12 protein-coding genes and 2 pseudogenes are annotated in these 17,773 nt (G+C 74.2%); 3 read left to right on the top strand and 11 right to left on the bottom strand.

Annotated features, from left to right (window positions below; all coding sequences use genetic code 11):
• Positions 1 to 58 precede the first annotated feature (58 nt).
• Positions 59 to 2,809 carry a pyruvate, phosphate dikinase gene (gene ppdK, locus IE265_RS11750; protein ID WP_190035405.1) on the top strand — a complete coding sequence of 917 codons (2,751 nt, stop codon included), beginning with the start codon at positions 59 to 61 and terminating at the stop codon, positions 2,807 to 2,809.
• A gap of 325 nt (positions 2,810 to 3,134) precedes the next feature.
• Here the strand turns inward: ppdK and IE265_RS39270 are convergent.
• From IE265_RS39270 to IE265_RS11780, 7 genes and pseudogenes are all read right to left on the bottom strand, one after another.
• A pseudogene (locus IE265_RS39270) lies at positions 3,135 to 3,251 on the bottom strand (hypothetical protein); the annotation flags it as partial.
• A gap of 82 nt (positions 3,252 to 3,333) precedes the next feature.
• Positions 3,334 to 3,789 carry an excalibur calcium-binding domain-containing protein gene (locus IE265_RS11755; protein ID WP_190035406.1) on the bottom strand — a complete coding sequence of 152 codons (456 nt, stop codon included), beginning with the start codon at positions 3,787 to 3,789 and terminating at the stop codon, positions 3,334 to 3,336.
• A gap of 184 nt (positions 3,790 to 3,973) precedes the next feature.
• Positions 3,974 to 5,134 (bottom strand): alkaline phosphatase PhoX, encoded by a 1,161-nt coding sequence (locus IE265_RS11760; RefSeq protein ID WP_190035407.1) that lies wholly within the window; start codon positions 5,132 to 5,134, stop codon positions 3,974 to 3,976.
• Between the two features lie 150 nt (positions 5,135 to 5,284).
• Positions 5,285 to 6,217 (bottom strand): oxidoreductase, encoded by a 933-nt coding sequence (locus IE265_RS11765; RefSeq protein ID WP_190035408.1) that lies wholly within the window; start codon positions 6,215 to 6,217, stop codon positions 5,285 to 5,287.
• Positions 6,218 to 6,340: 123 nt separating this feature from the next.
• The gene (gene nirD, locus IE265_RS11770) at positions 6,341 to 6,691 is read right to left on the bottom strand and encodes a nitrite reductase small subunit NirD (RefSeq protein WP_190035409.1); all 351 of its coding nucleotides are present in this window, start codon (positions 6,689 to 6,691) and stop codon (positions 6,341 to 6,343) included.
• Complete coding sequence (gene nirB, locus IE265_RS11775) at positions 6,688 to 9,324, bottom strand: nitrite reductase large subunit NirB (protein ID WP_190035410.1); 2,637 nt, start codon at positions 9,322 to 9,324, stop codon at positions 6,688 to 6,690. The genes nirD and nirB overlap by 4 nt, the downstream gene beginning before the upstream one ends.
• The gene (locus IE265_RS11780; RefSeq protein WP_190035411.1) at positions 9,324 to 10,553 is read right to left on the bottom strand and encodes an NAD(P)/FAD-dependent oxidoreductase; all 1,230 of its coding nucleotides are present in this window, start codon (positions 10,551 to 10,553) and stop codon (positions 9,324 to 9,326) included. Before IE265_RS11780 ends, nirB begins: the two co-directional genes overlap by 1 nt.
• A 280-nt stretch (positions 10,554 to 10,833) precedes the next feature.
• On the opposite strand from IE265_RS11780, the gene IE265_RS11785 reads away from it, so the two are divergent.
• Entirely contained in the window at positions 10,834 to 11,616 is a 783-nt protein-coding gene (locus IE265_RS11785) for a sulfite exporter TauE/SafE family protein (RefSeq protein WP_190035412.1), read from the top strand.
• Between the two features lie 171 nt (positions 11,617 to 11,787).
• Here IE265_RS11785 and IE265_RS11790 read toward each other — a convergent pair whose 3' ends face one another.
• Positions 11,788 to 12,375, bottom strand: coding sequence for a class F sortase (locus tag IE265_RS11790; RefSeq protein WP_229916133.1), 588 nt, complete (start codon positions 12,373 to 12,375; stop codon positions 11,788 to 11,790).
• A 238-nt stretch (positions 12,376 to 12,613) separates the two neighbouring features.
• Positions 12,614 to 12,763, bottom strand: a pseudogene (locus IE265_RS39535) (GVDTG sorting domain-containing protein); the annotation flags it as partial.
• Positions 12,764 to 13,666: 903 nt separating this feature from the next.
• On the opposite strand from IE265_RS39535, the gene IE265_RS11800 reads away from it, so the two are divergent.
• Positions 13,667 to 14,383 carry an NADPH-dependent FMN reductase gene (locus tag IE265_RS11800; RefSeq protein ID WP_190035415.1) on the top strand — a complete coding sequence of 239 codons (717 nt, stop codon included), beginning with the start codon at positions 13,667 to 13,669 and terminating at the stop codon, positions 14,381 to 14,383.
• A gap of 223 nt (positions 14,384 to 14,606) precedes the next feature.
• Here IE265_RS11800 and IE265_RS11805 read toward each other — a convergent pair whose 3' ends face one another.
• Together IE265_RS11805 and IE265_RS11810 are read right to left on the bottom strand one after the other, a co-directional pair.
• Complete coding sequence (locus IE265_RS11805; RefSeq protein WP_190035416.1) at positions 14,607 to 15,521, bottom strand: aminoglycoside phosphotransferase family protein; 915 nt, start codon at positions 15,519 to 15,521, stop codon at positions 14,607 to 14,609.
• A gap of 367 nt (positions 15,522 to 15,888) precedes the next feature.
• Positions 15,889 to 17,544 carry a M4 family metallopeptidase gene (locus IE265_RS11810; RefSeq protein WP_190035429.1) on the bottom strand — a complete coding sequence of 552 codons (1,656 nt, stop codon included), beginning with the start codon at positions 17,542 to 17,544 and terminating at the stop codon, positions 15,889 to 15,891.
• Between the last annotated feature and the right edge of the window lie 229 nt (positions 17,545 to 17,773).

The following is a 17,773-nucleotide window of genomic DNA, read 5'->3' on the forward strand; positions in this document are numbered from 1 at the left end:
ATCTGGGTATGTTCCTGCCCGTCAGGGCAGCCACCGCGTCCTCGAGGAGTCGAGACCCGTGTCGGAAAACAAAGATCCCCACGTAGCCGAGAGCGGCGACAGTGGTGTCGGCGGAACGAAGTTCGTTTACGACTTCACGGAGGGCAACAAGGACCTCAAGGACCTTCTCGGCGGCAAGGGTGCCAACCTCGCCGAGATGACCAACCTGGGCCTTCCCGTCCCGCCCGGCTTCACCATCACCACCGAGGCCTGCAAGACCTACCTCGACAGCGGCGAGGAGCCGGCGGCACTGCGTGACGAGGTGAGTGCGCACCTCGACGCGCTCGAGGCCAGGATGGCCAAGCGGCTCGGCCAGGCCGACGACCCCCTCCTCGTGTCGGTCCGCTCCGGGGCGAAGTTCTCCATGCCCGGCATGATGGACACCGTCCTCAACATCGGGCTCTCCGACAGGTCCGTGCAGGGCCTGGCGAAGCAGGCCGGCGACGACCGCTTCGCGTGGGACTCGTACCGCCGCCTCATCCAGATGTTCGGCAAGACGGTCCTCGGCGTCGACGGCGAACTGTTCGAGGACGCCCTGGAGGCGGCCAAGACCGCCAAGAAGGTCACGGTCGACACCGACCTGGAGGCGGCCGACCTCAAGCGGCTCGTCACCAAGTTCAAGAAGATCGTCAAGACCGAGGCCGGCCGGGACTTCCCGCAGGACCCGCGCGAGCAGATGGACCTCGCAATCCACGCGGTCTTCGACTCCTGGAACACCGAGCGCGCCAAGCTCTACCGCCGCCAGGAGCGCATCCCGCACGACCTCGGCACGGCCGTCAACGTCTGTTCCATGGTCTTCGGCAACCTCGGCCCCGACTCGGGCACAGGCGTCGCGTTCACCCGCGACCCGGCCTCCGGCCACCAGGGCGTGTACGGCGACTACCTGCAGAACGCGCAGGGCGAGGACGTGGTCGCGGGTATCCGCAACACCGTCCCGCTCGCCGAGCTGGAGCAGATCGACAAGAAGTCGTACGACCAGCTCATGCAGATCATGGAGACGCTGGAGAACCACTACAAGGACCTCTGCGACATCGAGTTCACCATCGAGCGCGGACAGTTGTGGATGCTCCAGACGCGGGTCGGCAAGCGCACGGCCGGTGCCGCCTTCCGTATCGCGACCCAGCTCGTCGACCAGGGGCTCATCGACGAGGCCGAGGCGCTCCAGCGGGTGACGGGCGCCCAGCTCGCCCAGCTGATGTTCCCCCGCTTCGACGAGGACGCGAAGGTCCGGCAGGTCGGCCGGGGCATCGCCGCGTCGCCGGGCGCCGCGGTCGGCAAGGCGGTCTTCGACTCGTACACCGCGGTGAAGTGGTCCCGTTCCGGCGAGAAGGTCATCCTGGTCCGCCGCGAGACGAACCCCGACGACCTGGACGGCATGATCGCGGCCGAGGGCATCCTGACCTCGCGCGGCGGCAAGACCTCCCACGCGGCCGTCGTCGCGCGCGGCATGGGCAAGACCTGTGTCTGCGGCGCAGAGGAGCTGGAGGTCGACACCAAGCGCCGCCGGATGACGGTGCCCGGCGGGCACGTCGTCGAGGAGGGCGACCTCATCTCGATCGACGGGTCGAGCGGCAAGGTCTACCTGGGCGAGGTCCCCGTCGTCCCGTCCCCGGTCGTCGAGTACTTCGAGGGCCGGATGCACGCCGGCGCCGACGACGCCGACGAGCTGGTCGAGGCCGTCCACCGGATCATGGCCTTCGCCGACCGCAAGCGCAGCCTGCGCGTACGCGCCAACGCCGACAACGCCGAGGACGCTCTGCGCGCCCGCCGTTTCGGCGCCCAGGGCATCGGCCTGTGCCGCACCGAGCACATGTTCCTCGGCGACCGCCGCGAGCTGGTCGAGCGTCTGATCCTCGCGGACACCGACGCCGAGCGCGAGGCGTCCCTGAAGGCGCTCCTGCCGCTGCAGAAGAAGGACTTCGTCGAGCTGTTCTCGGCGATGGACGGCCTCCCGGTCACGGTCCGTCTCCTGGACCCGCCGCTGCACGAGTTCCTCCCCGACATCACCGAGCTGTCGGTGCGGGTCGCGCTCGCCGAGTCCCGCAAGGACGCCAACGAGAACGACCTGCGCCTGCTCCAGGCGGTGCACCGGCTGCACGAGTCGAACCCGATGCTGGGCCTGCGCGGCGTCCGCCTCGGCCTGGTCATCCCCGGCCTGTTCACCATGCAGGTACGGGCCATCGCGGAGGCCGCCGCCGAGCGCAGGAACGCCAAGGGCGACCCGCGCGCGGAGATCATGATCCCGCTCGTGGGCACGGTCCAGGAGCTGGAGATCGTCCGCGAGGAGGCCGACCAGGTCATCGCCGAGGTCGAGGCCGCCACCGGCGTCCACCTGAAGCTGGCGATCGGCACGATGATCGAACTGCCGCGCGCCGCGCTGACGGCCGGTCAGATCGCCGAGGCCGCCGAGTTCTTCTCCTTCGGCACCAACGACCTCACCCAGACGGTGTGGGGCTTCAGCCGCGACGACGTGGAGGCCTCCTTCTTCACGGCGTACCTGGAGAAGGGCATCTTCGGCGTCAGCCCCTTCGAGACCATCGACAAGGACGGCGTCGGCTCCCTGGTGAAGTCCGCGGTGGAGGCCGGCCGCGCGACCCGCCCCGACCTGAAGCTCGGAGTCTGCGGCGAGCACGGCGGCGACCCGGAGTCCGTGCACTTCTTCCACGAGGTCGGACTCGACTACGTGTCCTGCTCCCCGTTCCGGATCCCGGTGGCACGCCTCGAGGCCGGCCGCGCGGCGTCCACCTCGCAGGGCAGCGACCACCGGTAGGCCACCGACCCCGGAGCCCCGCCCGCCACCCGACCCTCACCGGCGGGCGAACGGCCCCGGCGCGCGAGGAAGAAGGGGCGGCACCCTGTGCGGGGGTGCCGCCCCTTCGGCGTGGCCGGGCGACCGTCGAGCAGGGCCGCCGGCCGGGCGGGCTGCCCTGACACGCTTCACTGCAGAAGGATCTCCTCGGGGCGCCGACCGGTGATCGGCACGCCCTGCGCGTACAGGATGTGATCGAGGCACGCGGCGAGATCGAAGCCCCCGTGTACGGAATCGTGAGCGTCTGCCCGCCGGGCTCGGTCGGCAGGGCCGCCTCGAAGGTCCGGAGGAACTCCCGGTGCCAGGGCAGGAGGGTGGGGGTGTGGTCGTAGTGGTCCGAACCCATCGCGTGGGTCTCGGTGCGCAGGTCGTAGCCGCTTCGGGATTTTGCCGAGTACGCCATTCGGGTGACCTCCCCGGAGGGCCGTCCCCGAGCGGCCCCGTGCGGCTCGCGAGCCGCACGGGGCCGTCTCGTCGCCGTGGGCTCAGGGGGTGTCCCGGTGCTCGCGGCGGCGGGCCGTGATCAGTACGGCGCCTCCGGCGAGCAGGGCGACCGCGCTGCCGGCCGCCAGGTACGGGGTGACGTCGCTGCCGCCTGTCTCCGCCAGGTCCGTGTCCTGCCCGTCCGAGGTGCCCGCGGCGGTGTCCTCGGCGCCCGAGTCCTCGGCCCCCTCCCCGTCCCCGTCCGCGCCCGAGTCCGCGCCCGACTGTGCGGGGACGAAGTCGGCGGGCGGCTTGTCGCAGCCGATGCCGTCCTTGTCGCGGTCGAGCCGCTCGGCGTAGTGCGCGTCGCCCAGGCGGATGTTGGCGTACCCGTTGTCGTACGCCTCGGTGCAGTTCGCGAAGGGGTGGCTGCCGTCGTGGGCCACGGCGGCGGCCGGCAGGGCGGCCAGCGCGAGTGCGGTCACGGCCACGGCGGCGGGCTTGCTGAACAGGTTCACGGAGGGGCCCCCAGGTTTCGGTCGATATCCGTACGCATGATCACGCAGTGCGACCAGTCGGATGCGAGGTGACGAAAGTATGGGGGGACGGCTGGTGCGGGGGCGGATTGGCGGACCCGTGATGCGAACGTGACGTGACCGGACGGTAGCTCTCCGCTCACGGTCCACCGCCCCCGCGGAGCCGCTACGCGCGGAACGGCCCCCTGACCTCGTACGTGATGCCGCCCGAGGAACTGCCGCTGGTGCCGCGCTGGCTGGAGAAGTAGAGGCGGGTGCCGTCGGGGGAGAAGGCGGGCCCCGTGATCTCCGAGCCGGACTGGCCCTCGACGCGCAGGAACGGGGCGACCACGCCGCCCGGCGTGATCACGCAGATCTCCATGGTGCCGCCGTCCTCGGCGACGAACAGGTCTCCGGAGGACGACCCGGTGATGTTGTCGACACCGGTCAGCGGGGCCGACCCCGAGGTCACCAGCGAGTCGTCGTAGGCGAGTTCGTACGTACCGGCCGCCAGGTCCAGCTGCCAGACCCGGTTGTCGCCCTTGGTCGTGAACCAGACCCTGTCGTCGGCGTAGTGGCACCCCTCGCCGCCGTTGAAGGACTTCGACCCCGGGACCTGGGTGCGCGTGCTCGTCGGGGAGCCGTCAGGGTCCGGGACGTCCGCCCAGGTGAACGAGCCGGACGTGGCGGTGCCCGCGACCATCACCTGGAGGGTGCCGGCGGACAGGTCGCCCCAGGCCGCCGACACGAAGCGGTAGAAGCGGCCGTTCGTCTCGTCCTCGGTCAGGTAGACCACCCGGCGGACCGGATCGGCGGCCGCCGCCTCGTGCTTGAACCGGCCCATGGCGGTCCGGCGCACCGCCGCGGCGACGCCCCAGGGGTCGGTCTCGTAGACGTACCCGAGGGACACCTCCTCGCAGGACAGCCAGGTGTTCCACGGCGTCCGCCCGCCCGCGCAGTTCTGCCGCGTGCCGGACAGGATGCGGTACGCGCCGGTGACCGTGCCCGCCGACGAGAACCTCAGCGCGCTCGCGCCGCCCGACGGGTCGACCTCCGAGTTGGAGACGTAGATCCAGCCGGTGCCGTCCGCGTAACAGGCCCCGCCGTCGGGAGCGTTGTGCCAGGTGTACGAGGTGCCGGGCACGGCCCGGCCCGATCGGGCCACCACCCGGCCGGTGAAGCCGCCGGGCAGCGCGAGGCCGTTCGCGTCGGCCGCGCCGAGCGCCCCGTACGGGCCGCTGCCGGGCTGGGCCGGCGCGGCGTACGCGGCGCCGCGCCACAGGGTTCCGCCGAAGGCGGCGGACGAACCGCCGAGGACGGCCGCGCGCAGGAGGGTACGACGTTCCACTGTCGCTCCAAGGGGGTGCAGTGACCGCCCCGTCCGCCGGTCGGCGACGGGGTCGCGCACCGCCGGAGCCTAGAAGCGCGGGGTGGACGCGCCATGGACGCAGGGTGACGTGTACGCGCCACTAGTGTGGTCGGACCGCCCGCCCGGGCGTCAGGCCCGCGAGCCGTCGTACGCGACTCCCGTCAACCGCTCCGACGCCTCCCAGAGCAGCCGTCCCGCCGTGTCGTCGAGCGTCCAGCGGGCCCGCCACGAGCGGGCCGGCGAGCCGCGCCAGCCGAGGATCGCGGGGCCGGTGAACGAGTCCGGCCGCACACCGGGGGCGGTCGCCGCGTACAGCGTGGGCAGGGCGCCCGCGTCGGCGGACTGGGCGACGACGCGGTTGCCGATCCGGAAGAGCCGCTCGGCCCCCGTGCGGCCCTCCATCCGCGGACCCGCCGCCTGGAGGTTGGTGGACGCGTAGCCGGGGTGCGCGGCCGCCGCCACGACGTCCGAGCCGGCCGCGGCGAGGCGGCGCGCCAGCTCGTGCACGAAGAGCAGGTTCGCGGTCTTCGAGCGCCCGTACGCCGTCCAACGCCCGTACGAGCGCTCGCAGTCGAGGTCGTCGAGGTCGATGTTCGACACCGCGTGCATCGCGCTCGAAAGGCTCACGACCCGGGCGCCGGGGGTGCCGAGCAGGGCCGGCAGCAGGAGTCCGGTGAGGGCGAAGTGCCCGAGGTGGTTGACCCCGAACTGCGTCTCGAAGCCGTCGGCGGTCCGCCCCGGCGGCAGCGCCATCACGCCCGCGTTGTTGACGAGCAGGTCCAGCCGGTCGTGCTCGCGCGCCTGGGCGGAAGCGAACTCCCGTACCGAGGACAGGTCTCCGAGGTCCAGCCGCCGGAACCCGGCGTCCGCGCCCGGCACTTCGGCGGTCAGCCGGGCCACCGCCTCCGTCCCGCGCGCCTCGCTGCGGCAGGCCAGCACCACCCGGGCGCCCCGCCGGGCCAGCTCGCGGGCTGTGACGTACCCGATCCCGCTGTTCGCCCCGGTGACGACGGCCGTGCGGCCGCTCTGGTCGGGGATGTCGTGCGCTTTCCAGCGGGTCATGGCCCTGGCTCCCTCGGCGTCGGGTGGGCCCCCACCCTATGAGGAGCGGCCCGCCGGGCACCCACCCCGGGCGGGTGGCCCGCCGCGCGTTCCGGTCGCGGTCCCGCGGGGACCGCCTGACCCTCAGCGCGTACGCACCTCGTACGTCGCCACCGCCACCGTCTCGTCGTCCAGGCACTGCCCGGACTCCAGATCGAAGCGCTGCTTCAGGAGCGGCGAGGCGACGAACGGGCGGCCCCGGTGGGTGCCGGTCAGCCCGCGGGACAGCACGGCGGCACCGGAGAACGGGTCGCAGTTGTCGATCGCGTACATGCGCCCCGCGCGGTCCAGGAACAGCGCCGCCTGGCGCCCGTCGGGCAGCAGGGCCGCCACCCCGCGCCCCGGCGTCAGCACGGTCGGGTCGCAGACCGTGAACCAGTCGTCGTCGAGCCGGAGTTGGAGCTTCAGGGCCGTCGTCTCTGGTGCGATGGTCATCGCTGGGCGCTTCCTTCCAGGAGGGGGGTCCCGCCCATCGGGGCGGAACCGAGGGCGCGGGGGCGCGTGCCGATGGCCAGCAGCGGCAGGTCGGGCTTGATCTGGTCGCGCTCGGGGACGAACCCGACGACGGGGTCGGGAGTGTCCGGCGCGTTCACGAAGGACACGAAGCGCGACAGCTTCTCGGGGTCGTTGATCGTCTCGGACCACTCGTCGCGGTAGGCGGCGACGTGCGCGGCCATCAGGGACTCCAGTTCCTCGCAGATGCCGAGGGAGTCGTGGACCACCACGTCGCGCACGTGGTCGAGGCCGCCGGCGATCCGCTCCAGCCATGTGGAGGTGCGCTCCAGACGGTCGGCCGTGCGGATGTAGAACATCAGGAACCGGTCGATCAGCCGGACCAGTTCGGCGTCCGACAGGTCCTGGGCGAGCAGGTCCGCGTGGCGCGGCGTCGCGCCGCCGTTGCCTCCCACGTACAGGTTCCAGCCGTTGGCCGTGGCGATCACACCGAAGTCCTTCGACTGGGCCTCGGCGCACTCGCGGGCGCACCCGGACACCGCCGACTTCAGTTTGTGCGGGGACCTGAGCCCGCGGTAGCGCAGCTCCAGGTCGATGGCCATGCGCACCGAGTCCTGCACCCCGTACCGGCACCAGGTCTGCCCCACACAGGACTTCACCGTGCGCAGCGACTTCCCGTACGCGTGCCCCGACTCGAAGCCCGCGTCCACCAGCCGGGCCCAGATCAGCGGGAGCTGTTCGACGCGGGCGCCGAACATGTCGATCCGCTGACCGCCCGTGATCTTGGTGTAGAGGCCGAAGTCCCGTGCCACCTCGCCGATCACGATGAGCTTCTCCGGAGTGATCTCGCCACCGGGGATGCGCGGCACGATCGAGTACGAGCCGTTCTTCTGGAGGTTGGCGAGGAAATGGTCGTTGGTGTCCTGGAGAGAGGCCTGCTCGCCGTCCAGGACATGGCCGTCCGCGCCGATCGTGGGCGCCAGCGAGGCGATGATCGAGCCGACCGCGGGCTTGCAGACCTCGCAGCCGTCGCCGCCGCGCGCGTCCTCGCGGCCGTGCCGGTCCAGGAGTTGCCGGTACGAGGTGACGCGCAGGGCGAGGACGATCTCGTACAGCTCCTCGCGGGTCTGCGCGAAGCAGCCGCACAGGCCCTTGTCGACCTCGACGCCGCTCGCCTCCAGCTCGGCGGTGACGAGCTGGCCCAGTACCTTCACGCAACTGCCGCACCCGGTGCCGGCCTTGGTGCACTTCTTGACCTCGGGCACCGTCGTGCACGCGTGCTCGGTGACCGCGCCGCGGACCGCTCCCTTGGTGACGTTGTGGCAGGAGCAGATGATCGCCTCGTCCGGCAGGGCGGACGGGCCGAGCTGGACGGGGGCGCCGGCGCCGGCCGGCAGGACCAGCTGCTCGGGGGCGACGGGCGGCACCGAGCCGGTGAAGGCGCGCAGGGTGCCGTAGGCGTCCGCGTCGCCGACCAGGATGCCGCCGAGCAGCCGCCCGTCCCGTCCGATGACCAGCTTCTTGTACGTGCCCGAGCGGGAGTCCGCGTAGACGACGTCCAGGCAGTCCTCGGCGGCCCCGTGCGCGTCGCCGAACGAGGCGACGTCGACGCCGAGGAGCTTCAGCTTGGTGGAGAGGTCTGCGCCGGTGAACGCGGCCTCGTCGGCGGCGATCGTCGCCGCCGCCGTCTCGGCCATCTCGTAGCCGGGCGCGACCAGTCCGTACACCCGGCCGTCAGAGGCCAGCGCGCACTCGCCGATCGCGAAGACGTGCGGGTCACCGACCGTGCGGCACTGCTCGTCGACGCTGATGCCGCCGCGCTCCCCCACGCTGAGCCCGCACTCCCGCGCGAGGGCGTCGCGAGGGCGCACCCCGGCCGAGAACACCACGAGGTCCGTGGCGATGGTCGAACCGTCGGAGAGCCTCATGCCCGTCACGGCGCCGTCGCCACCGGTCAGGATCTCCTGGGTACCGGTGCCGGTGTGGACGCTCAGGCCCATGTCCTCGATGGTGCGCAGCAGCGCCGCGCCGCCGCCCTCGTCGACCTGCACGGGCATCAGGCGCGGCGCGAACTCCACGATGTGCGTGCCGAGTCCGAGCCCCTTGAGGGCCCCGGCGGCCTCCAGGCCGAGCAGCCCGCCGCCGACCACGGCCCCGGTCGTCGCCCGGGCCTTCGCGTACTCCTCGATGGCGAGCAGGTCCTCGATGGTGCGGTAGACGAAGCAGCCGTCGGCGTCCTTGCCGGGCACGGGCGGCACGAAGGGGAACGAACCGGTGGCGAGGACCAGCGTGTCGTACGCGACGACCAGCCCGGAGCGAGCCGTCACCGTCCGCGCGTCCCGGTCGACGGCCGTGGCGGGGTCGCCCACGTGCAGTTCGATCCCGTGGTCCTCGATGAACTCCATGTCCGTCACGGACAGTTCCTCGGGGGTGCGGCCCGCGAAGTACGAGGTGAGCTGTACGCGGTCGTAGGCCGGGCGCGGCTCCTCGCAGAGCACGACCACGCGGTGCGTGGCGGTCAGGCCGCGTTCGGCGAGCGCTTCGAGGAAGCGCTGGCCGACCATGCCGTGGCCGACGAGCACGATCGTGGGGGTGGCCCTCGGGGTGGCGGACATCAGGAGCCTCCATCGTTGGTGAGCAGGTGGAGCAGCGGAGCGCCGTCCGTGGGGAGCGGCTCCGCTCCCTCCCAGGCGCGGGCGAGCGCGCCGACGGTGCCGAGTTCGCCGACGAGCACGCCGCCGACCAGCCGGTCGTCGCGCACGACGACCTTGCGGTAGGTGCCGCGGGTGGCGTCGGCGAGCTGGATCACGTCGTCGCCCGGACGGGGCGTGGGCTCGCCGAAGGCGGCGAGGTCGAGCGGGGTGCCGGAGGCGAGGGTCAGCCGGGTCAGGGCGCGGGTCCCGGTGTAGCCGGCGGCGGTGCCGGCCGCCGCGGTGCCGGCCAGCAGCCCGGCCAGTACCTCGGCCTGTTCGAGCGCGGGCGCCGCCAGGCCGTAGACCCGGCCGTCGTGCTGCGCGCAGTCGCCGATCGCCCGGATGTTCGGGTCGGAGGTGCGCAGTTCGTCGTCGACGATGACGCCCCTGTGCACGGCGAGCCCGGCGTCCTGTGCCAGCCCCACCCGCGGGTGCACGCCGCAGGCGAGGACCACGAGGTCGGCGCCGAGGGTGTAGCCGTCGGCCATCTCGACCGAGCGCACCGCGCCGCCGACGCAGCGCACACCGCGGACCCGGCACTCGGTGTGCACCTCGACGCCCCGGTCCTTCAGGTGCCGCAGCACCAGCGCGGACGCCGGCGGGTCGAGCTGCCGTTCCATCAGCCGCTCGGACTGCTGGGCGAGCACCACCTGGGCGCCGCGTTCGGCGAGCGCCCGGGCGGCCGAGACCCCGAGGAGGCCCCCGCCGATCACGACGGCCCTGACCCCGGGGCGCACGGCGCCGGACAGGCCCAGGCAGTCGTCCATCGTGCGGAACGCGTGGATGCCCTCCGGGAGTTCGTGCCGGTCGGGGGAGAACAGGCCGCGCAGCGGCGGCAGCACGGGGTTGGAGCCGGTGGCGAGGACCAGCGTGTCGTACGCGATCGCCGACCCGTCGGCGAAGTGGACCCGCCGCTCCGCGCGGTCGACGCGCACCGCGCGACCGCGGGTCAGCCGCTCGGGCGACGGCAGCGCGATGACCTCCGGCGCGTACCGGCCGGCCAGGACCTCCGCGAGCAGGACCCGGTTGTACGGGGTGTGCTCCTCGTCGCCGACGAGCACGGCGGGCACGCCGAGCTCTGCGAGCCTGCGGGCGAGCCGTACGCCCGCGAGGCCGGCGCCGATCACCACCACACGCGAATTCGAGGTCATGACCGCAGCGTGCGGTGCCGGTGTTACCCGGCAGCATCACGACTGTTTCCCGTGGGGAACGCTGCCCTCAGCGGCACCGGGACGGCGGTGTGAGGGTTCTCGGCGGGCCGTACGGGGGCCCGGTGAGCCGGCGCCGGGGGAGTGGGCGGGGCCCCGGCGCGGCCCTTGCCGGGAGGTGGCGTGAATGGCCCCGCGCGGGGAGAACACCAAGCTCAGAAGTCCCTCAAGCTTCACCGGGACTCATGGACGCCGCGTCCGTCCCGTCCTTAGAGTCGCGATCATGCCCGACATATCGCTGACCATGGTCGTCGTCCTCTGCCTTGCCGCACTCGCCGCGGGCTGGATCGACGCCGTGGTGGGCGGCGGCGGGCTCCTGCTGCTGCCCGCGCTGCTGCTCGGCCTGCCGAACTCGGCGTCGGCGGCCCAGTACGCGCTCGGCACCAACAAGGCCGTGGCGATCGTCGGGACGACGGGCGCGGCGGTCACCTACGCGCGAAAGGCCCCCGTGGACGTCCGTACGGCCGTCCGGATCGGGCTGGCCGCGCTCGCCGGGTCCACGGCCGGGGCGTTCGTCGCCGCGGGAATGAGCACCGAGGTGCTGAAGCCGGTCGTCATGGTGGTCCTGCTCGGCGTCGGCACGTTCGTGATCATGCGACCCGCGTTCGGCTCGGCGCCCTCGTCCGCGCCCGTCACCCCGCGCCGGGTGCTCGCGGCGATCGGGCTCGCGGGGCTCGGCATCGGCTTCTACGACGGTCTCGTCGGACCCGGCACGGGCACGTTCCTCGTGCTCGCGCTCACCGCGCTCCTGCACCTCGACCTGGTGACCGCCTCCGCCACCGCGAAGATCGTCAACTGCTGCACCAACGCGGGCGCGCTCGCGATGTTCGCCTGGAAGGGCACGGTCTTCTGGCAGCTCGCCGCGCTGATGGCGGTCTTCAACCTGGTGGGCGGCACGGTCGGCGCGCGCACCGCCCTCAAGAAGGGCAGTTCGTTCGTACGGGGCGTGCTGCTGACCGTGGTCTTCGCGCTGGTCGCGAAGCTCGCCTACGACTTCTGGCTCTGAGCCCGGGGCGCGCACGCTCGGGCCCACGTACGCGAACGCCGCAGGGGCCCGGCGGGCGGGGCGTCCCGCGGACCGGCACCCGAGCGGCGCGCCGCACCCGGGCCCGTACCCCCTGCGGCCCGCACACCCCGCACACCCCGTACCCCCGTGCGCCCGGACCCCGTGCCCGCGTCAGCGGCTGCCCGTCAGGTGGGCGAAGACGACCACGTTGCCCCGGTAGCCGGTCGCCGCCGAGTATCCGCCGCCGCAGGTGATCACCCGCAGTTCCGGGCGCCGGGCGGCCCCGTACACCTTCTCGTCCGGGAAGTCCCCGGCGTCGTACACCTCGACCGCGTCCACCGTGAACAGCGCGACGGTGCCGTCCCGGCGGGCGACCTCGATCGTGCTGTCCCGCCGCAGTGCGCCGAGGCGGTAGAAGACGGCGGGACCCTCGGCGTTGTCGACGTGCCCGGCGACGATCGCCGTGCCCCGCTCACCGGGCGTGGTGCCCGCCTCGTACCACCCGGCGAGGTTCTTCCTGGCGGCGGGCGGCACGTCGAGGCTGCCCTGCGGGGTGAGACCGAGGCCCATGAGGGGCGCGTCCACCCGGATCGACGGGATGCGGACGCGGTCGGGCGGTGAGGGCGGCAACGCGGGGGCGGCGGGCCGGTCGGGACCGCCGTCCGAGCGGGCCTGCGAGGCCGAGGGCTGCGGCGGGGCGTGCGTCTCGGAGCCGCTGTGCAGCAGCCAGGCGCCGCAGACCAGGGAGGCGGCGGTCACGGACGAGACGAGGGGGACGGCGCCCGCGCGGACCGTGCCGGGCCGCCGCGCCGGGCGGAGGCGGCGACCGGGGAGGAACCGGCGGCCTGCGGGGAACCGGCGCACGCGCGCCTCCTTCCTGGGCGTGGGCCTGCGGCCCCGCGAACGCTTCCGTCCCGCGTCCCCCTCCGGGCCGCGAGGGGCGTCGGGTCCGGAGGGGGAGGGGACGGCGGTACCGGTGGACAGCGGAGTGTGTCCGTCAGATCCCGTCGCCTCTCGCCCGGCGATGCAGGAGCCAGGTACCGCCCGCGGCGGCGACGGCCAGGGCCGCCACTCCCGCCGCGGTCTGCACGGGGTCGGGGCCGAGTGCGCCGCCGACCCCCGTCTTCACGCTTCCCTTCGGGTGGACCCCGCCGGGCGCGGTGCTCCCGACGGGGCCGACGCTCCCGTCGGTCCGTCCGGTGGTCCCGGCCTCCGGGGCCGTCCCCGGCCGCGTCTCCTCGCCGGTCCTCCCCGGCCCGCCGCTCTCCCGCGGCCCGTCCGCCGCCCGGGACCCGTCGCTCGCGCGCGGCTCGGCCGGCTTCCGCGACTCCTCTGCCCCGCTGGTCTCGCCCGCGCCGCCCGTCCGCGCGGCCCCGGGGGTCTCCCGGCCGGAGGTGAGCGTGACCACCAGGTCGCCGGCCAGTCGCTTGCCGCCGGAGCAGCGCGCGACGATCTCGTACGTGCCCGGCTGCGCGGACGGCGGCACCGTGAACTGCCCGACCGCGTCGCCCTCGTGCTGGCTGGGCGTCACGGCGAAGTCGCCCGCGCCGACGGCTCCCGCGTCACCCGAGACCGACTCGTCCGCGCCGCACCCCGCCGTGTTCACGGTGACCTCCGCCCCGGGGGCGACGGCGGCCGGGTACACCTCCAGGGATCCGGCGTCCGCCCCGTACGCGGGCGCGGCCGCGAACCCCGCCGCGACGACGAGCGCGGTACCGGTCAGTAGACGGGCTGGGCGCATCGTGCTCCTCCGGGAAGGCACGGCCCGCGGCACCCCCATGTGCCGCTGCGTCGGTCGTGCCCTGCTTCTTCGAGGTAAGGGGCAGTCGACGGCGCTCGCCTTCTGATGGCGCGTCAGAAACGCGGTGAACCGGGGCCGGACGGGAGCGCGCGATGCCGCGCCCGCCGGTGTTTCAGCAGGTCACCGCCTCCCTTCCGGCGCGCGGGAGGAGAGAACGCGAAGCCGGAGGGCGGCACGTGTGAACGGGTGACCGGCGCACCGGGGCCGCGGCTTGACCTCAAGTTTGATTGAGGTACGAGGGTGTTCCCCATGACCCCAGCCACGGATGCCCCCGCCGCCCCCGCCTCCTCCGCCGGACCCGTCCCCGCCCCCGCCGCGCCCGGGACCGCCCCCGACCGCGGCGGCCCGGCGCCGGCTCCCTCCCGCGACCCCGTACCGGCCTCCGTCCCCCGCCCGTCCAGGGTCGCCGTCATCGTCGGCAGCAACCGGGAGGGACGCTTCGGCCCCGTCGTCGCGGACTGGCTCCTCGGCCACCTGGGCGACCGCGCCGACCTCGTGGCGGACGTCGTCGACACGGCGGACACCCGGCTCCCGACGGCTCTCTCGCACTCCCCGTCCCCCGAGGTCGCCGCCGAGCTGGCCAAGGTGACGCCGAAGCTAGCGGACGCGGAGGCGTTCGTCGTCCTCACTCCCGAGTACAACCACTCGTTCCCAGCCGCCCTGAAGGCCCTCGTCGACTGGCACTACGCCGAGTGGCGCGCCAAGCCCGTCGCCTTCGTCTCCTACGGCGGCGTCTCGGGCGGTCTGCGTGCCGTCGAGCAGCTCCGCCAGGTCTTCGCGGAGCTCCACGCCGTCACCGTCCGCGACTCCGTGTCCTTCCACAACGCCGGCGCGTCCTTCGACGAGCTCGGCCGCCACCGGGACCCGGCGGCGGCGGACGCGGCGGCGAAGGTGATGCTCGACCGGCTGGTGTGGTGGGCGCTGGCGCTGCGCGACGCGAAGTCCGTCCGTCCGTACGAGGGTTAGCGGGTGCCCCTCCGGATCGGTCCGGTGCTGTTCGGCGCGACGCGGATGAGCGCGGCCGAGGGCGGCCGCGAGCCGGGCCGACCGATCCGGACGGCACCCCCCGGGGCCGCCGGACCGTGCGCGGCGCGCCCGGCCGGCGGCGACGCGGCGGCCGGGCGCGGCCCACCGGCCGCCTGTGCCCCGTCCCGGGCGCCCCGGGCCCGCGCGGCGGCGGCCGGACTGATCAGGAGGAGGTTCCGGCGTACTCCGCGAGGGCCTCGCGCACCGTCCGGTGGGCCACGGCGGCGAGCACGGGGTTCGTGGTCCGGTACTCATGCCCCGCCGTCAGGCCGAAGTACAGGGCCCAGCCGCGCCCCCTGGCCCAGGTCGCGTCGTCCACGCCCGCCGCCGCGCGGAACAGCTCGCGGGTCCCGGGCGTGAACACGGCCCAGGCGGCGAGCACGTCTGCCGCCGGGTCGCCGACCCCCAGCCCGCCGAAGTCGATGACCGCGGAGAGCCGGCCGTTCCCGGTGAGCAGGTTCCCCGGGAGCAGGTCGCCGTGCAGCCAGACCGGGCGGCCGCTCCACCGGGGCAGCCGCAGGGCGTCCTCCCACGCGGCGGTCGCGACGCGCGCGTCCAGCGCGCCGTCCGCCGCCAGGCCGCGTACGGCGGCGCGCACGCCGGGGTCGTCGGTGAGGGGCCCGCCGCGCCACGAGGGCGGCCCGCCCGTGGCGTCGGCCGCGCGCAGCGCGGAGACGAAGCCGCCCAGCCGGACCGCCGCGTCCGCGAGGCCGGCGGGCCCGGTGGGGGGCGCGTCCAGGACGGTTTCGCCGTCCAGCCAGCGGAACACCCCCCACGGCAGCCCGTACCCCTCACCGGGCGTGCCCGACGCGACGGGTACCGGCACCGGCAGCGGGAGGTGCGGGGCGATCAGGGGCAGCCAGCGCTGCTCCTTCGCGGCCTGGTCCGCCCCGCCGGGCCGCCGCGGCAGCCGTACGACGAGGTCGTCGCCGAGCCGGTACATGGCGTTGTCGGTCCCGGCGGAGGGCACGCGCACGACGGGCAGCCCGGCCCAGCGCGGGAACTGCGCCGCGACCAGCCGGGTCACCAGCGCCGCGTCGATGTCGAGTTCGTCGGGGTGCATCCTCGCGCCGGGCATGATCCTCCGTGGGTGGTCGGGCGGCAGAGCGTAGCCACCGGGGCCGGGCCGCCTCCACGTGTTTTCCGCCCGGCGACGGCCCGGACCGACCCCGACGGCCGGGACCGACCCCGACGGCCGGGACCGACCCCGACGGCCGGGACCCGCCACGACCGGCCCGGACCCACCGCGACCGGCCGGACTCCGACGGTCCCGACGGCCTCACGACCCCGACGGCCTCACGACCCCGACGGCCCGTATCCCGGCGCGGGTCGGCGCAGGCGGTGTGCGGGCGGCGCGGGTGCCGCAGGCCCACGGCGGCCCCCCAACGCCCCGACTCCGTCGCGGGATTCGAGGGCATGCGGCGTGAAGGGACCCGCCGCCGCGCTCAGTTCACGGACACGGCCGACCAGGCGGCACCGACCGCCGCGTACACGGCGCTGTCCGCTCCGTACAGCTCCTCCGCCGCCTTCAGCGTGGCCGTCCGGGCTCCGGCGTACGTGGTGGAGGACGTCATGTGGACGGTCAGCGCGCGGTACCAGACGGCACCGAGCCGGTCCCTTCCGATGCCCGTCACCTCGGAGCCGTCGCAGGTCGTGCCGTTGTGGGCGACGCCGCCGATCGTCCTCGGGCCGCTCCCCTCCGCGAGGAGGTACGCGAAGTGGTCGGCCACTCCCGAGGAGTGGTGGACGTCGAGACTCCGGACCGCCGGGCTCCAGCAGTCGGCCGAGGCGCCGTCCCTGGAGGGCCGGTCCATGTACCGCAGGGCGGAGCGGCCGAAGCCGGGCCTCACGACCTTCTCGCCGATCAGCCAGTCCCCGGGGTCCGAGGCGTTGTCCGCGTGGAATTCCACCAGCGTGCCGAAGATGTCGGAGGTCGCCTCGTTCAGCCCGCCGGACTCGCCCGAGTACGTCAGTGCCGCCGTCGCGGACGTCACGCCGTGGGACATCTCGTGCCCGGCCACGTCCAGGGACACCAGCGGTCCGAAGGCCGTCCCGTCGCCGTCCCCGTACGTCATGCAGAAGCAGCCGTCGTCCCAGAAGGCGTTGTTGTAGCCGTTGCCGTAGTGCACGCGGTTGAACGACCCCTTGCCGTCGCCCGCGACACCCCTGCGACCGTGCTCGCCCTCGAAGTAGTCCCATGTGGCGCCGGTGCCGTACTGCGCGTCCACCGCCGCCGAGGCGCGGTCCCGCGCCGTCCCGGTGCCCCAGTGGTCGTCGGTGTCCGTGAGCACGGGCGCGGCGGCCCGCCCGAGGCAGATGACGAGGAGGCAGGTGTCCGTCCTGTTCGCGGTGTCGCCCGTGCGGGTGCTCCCCCTGGTGGGGTCGGCCAGCCGGTACCCGGAACCGGACGGGGCGGTCTCCAGCGGGACCCTGCCGCTGTAGAGGGAGCGGCCGTCGCCGCCCGCCGACGCGACGCCGTCCCAGGCGTCGATCTGCCGGCCGTCCAGCGCGTCGGTGACGACCACGCGGGCGACCGGGTTGCCGAGCGTGTCCTTGCCCGCGGCCTCGGTGCGCCAGGCGAGCCTCGGAGTGCCGTGCAGGGCGTCGACGACCAGCCGTGGTGCGGCGCTCACCGCGCGGAGCGTCTCGCCGGCGTTCGCGAGCCGCAGCGCGGCGCCGGCCAGGTCGGACGCCTCGGGGGCCGGCACCGAGGGCTCCACACCGGGCAGGGCGATCGGGCGGGTGGTGGCGCGGTCCGTGCCGAGGTGGTCGCCGCCCGGCCCCATGTGGAGGACGAAGTCCCCGCCCATGACGGGCAGTCGGCGGTACGTGCGGTCGTAGCGCACGTGGCGGGTGCCGTCCGCGTCGACGATCACGTCACGGACCCGCGTGTCCTGCGCCGACGTGAGGCCCAGGTCTGCGGCCCGCTCGGCGAGCACGGCCGCCGCGTCGCCGAGGACGGCCTCCCGGCCCGGCTCGTCGGCCGCGCGTGCTCCCGGCACGAGCACCCCCGCCAGCAGGGTGGTGGCCGCGGCCGACACGCCGACCGTAGCGAGGCGTGAACCCCGGACGTGGCGACCGCGCCGGCGTATCGGGTTCATCGGGCGCATGGGGTTCATCGGGCTCCTCGGGAAGTCGCGCGGAACGCGCGGTGGTGGGGGGACGCGAGGGGTGGGGGGACGGCCGTGCGCGGCGCGTCCGGGCGTGCGTGGGGGCGCGGCGGACCGCGTGGGGTGCCGCGGGGGTGTGGGGGCGGTGTGGGGGTGGGGTGGGTTCTACTGATCCCCGCAACACCCTGTAGTTCAGGGGTTGCGGGGATTATGGATTTCA

Origin of the sequence: Streptomyces fructofermentans (assembly GCF_014651055.1) — a bacterium.
Classification (GTDB): Bacteria; Actinomycetota; Actinomycetes; order Streptomycetales; family Streptomycetaceae; genus Streptomyces; species Streptomyces fructofermentans.

Bases quoted from the DNA above. Each gene is read 5' to 3' on its own strand.
- nirD (WP_190035409.1), bottom strand. From the start codon at position 6,691: ATGACCATCGCACCAGAGACGACGGCCCTGAAGCTCCAACTCCGGCTC.
- IE265_RS11765 (WP_190035408.1), bottom strand. From the start codon at position 6,217: ATGACCCGCTGGAAAGCGCACGACATCCCCGACCAGAGCGGCCGCACG.
- IE265_RS11800 (WP_190035415.1), top strand. From the start codon at position 13,667: ATGACCCCAGCCACGGATGCCCCCGCCGCCCCCGCCTCCTCCGCCGGA.
- nirB (WP_190035410.1), bottom strand. From the start codon at position 9,324: ATGTCCGCCACCCCGAGGGCCACCCCCACGATCGTGCTCGTCGGCCAC.
- IE265_RS11805 (WP_190035416.1), bottom strand. From the start codon at position 15,521: ATGCCCGGCGCGAGGATGCACCCCGACGAACTCGACATCGACGCGGCG.
- IE265_RS11785 (WP_190035412.1), top strand. From the start codon at position 10,834: ATGCCCGACATATCGCTGACCATGGTCGTCGTCCTCTGCCTTGCCGCA.
- IE265_RS11780 (WP_190035411.1), bottom strand. From the start codon at position 10,553: ATGACCTCGAATTCGCGTGTGGTGGTGATCGGCGCCGGCCTCGCGGGC.
- IE265_RS11810 (WP_190035429.1), bottom strand. From the start codon at position 17,544: ATGAACCCGATACGCCGGCGCGGTCGCCACGTCCGGGGTTCACGCCTC.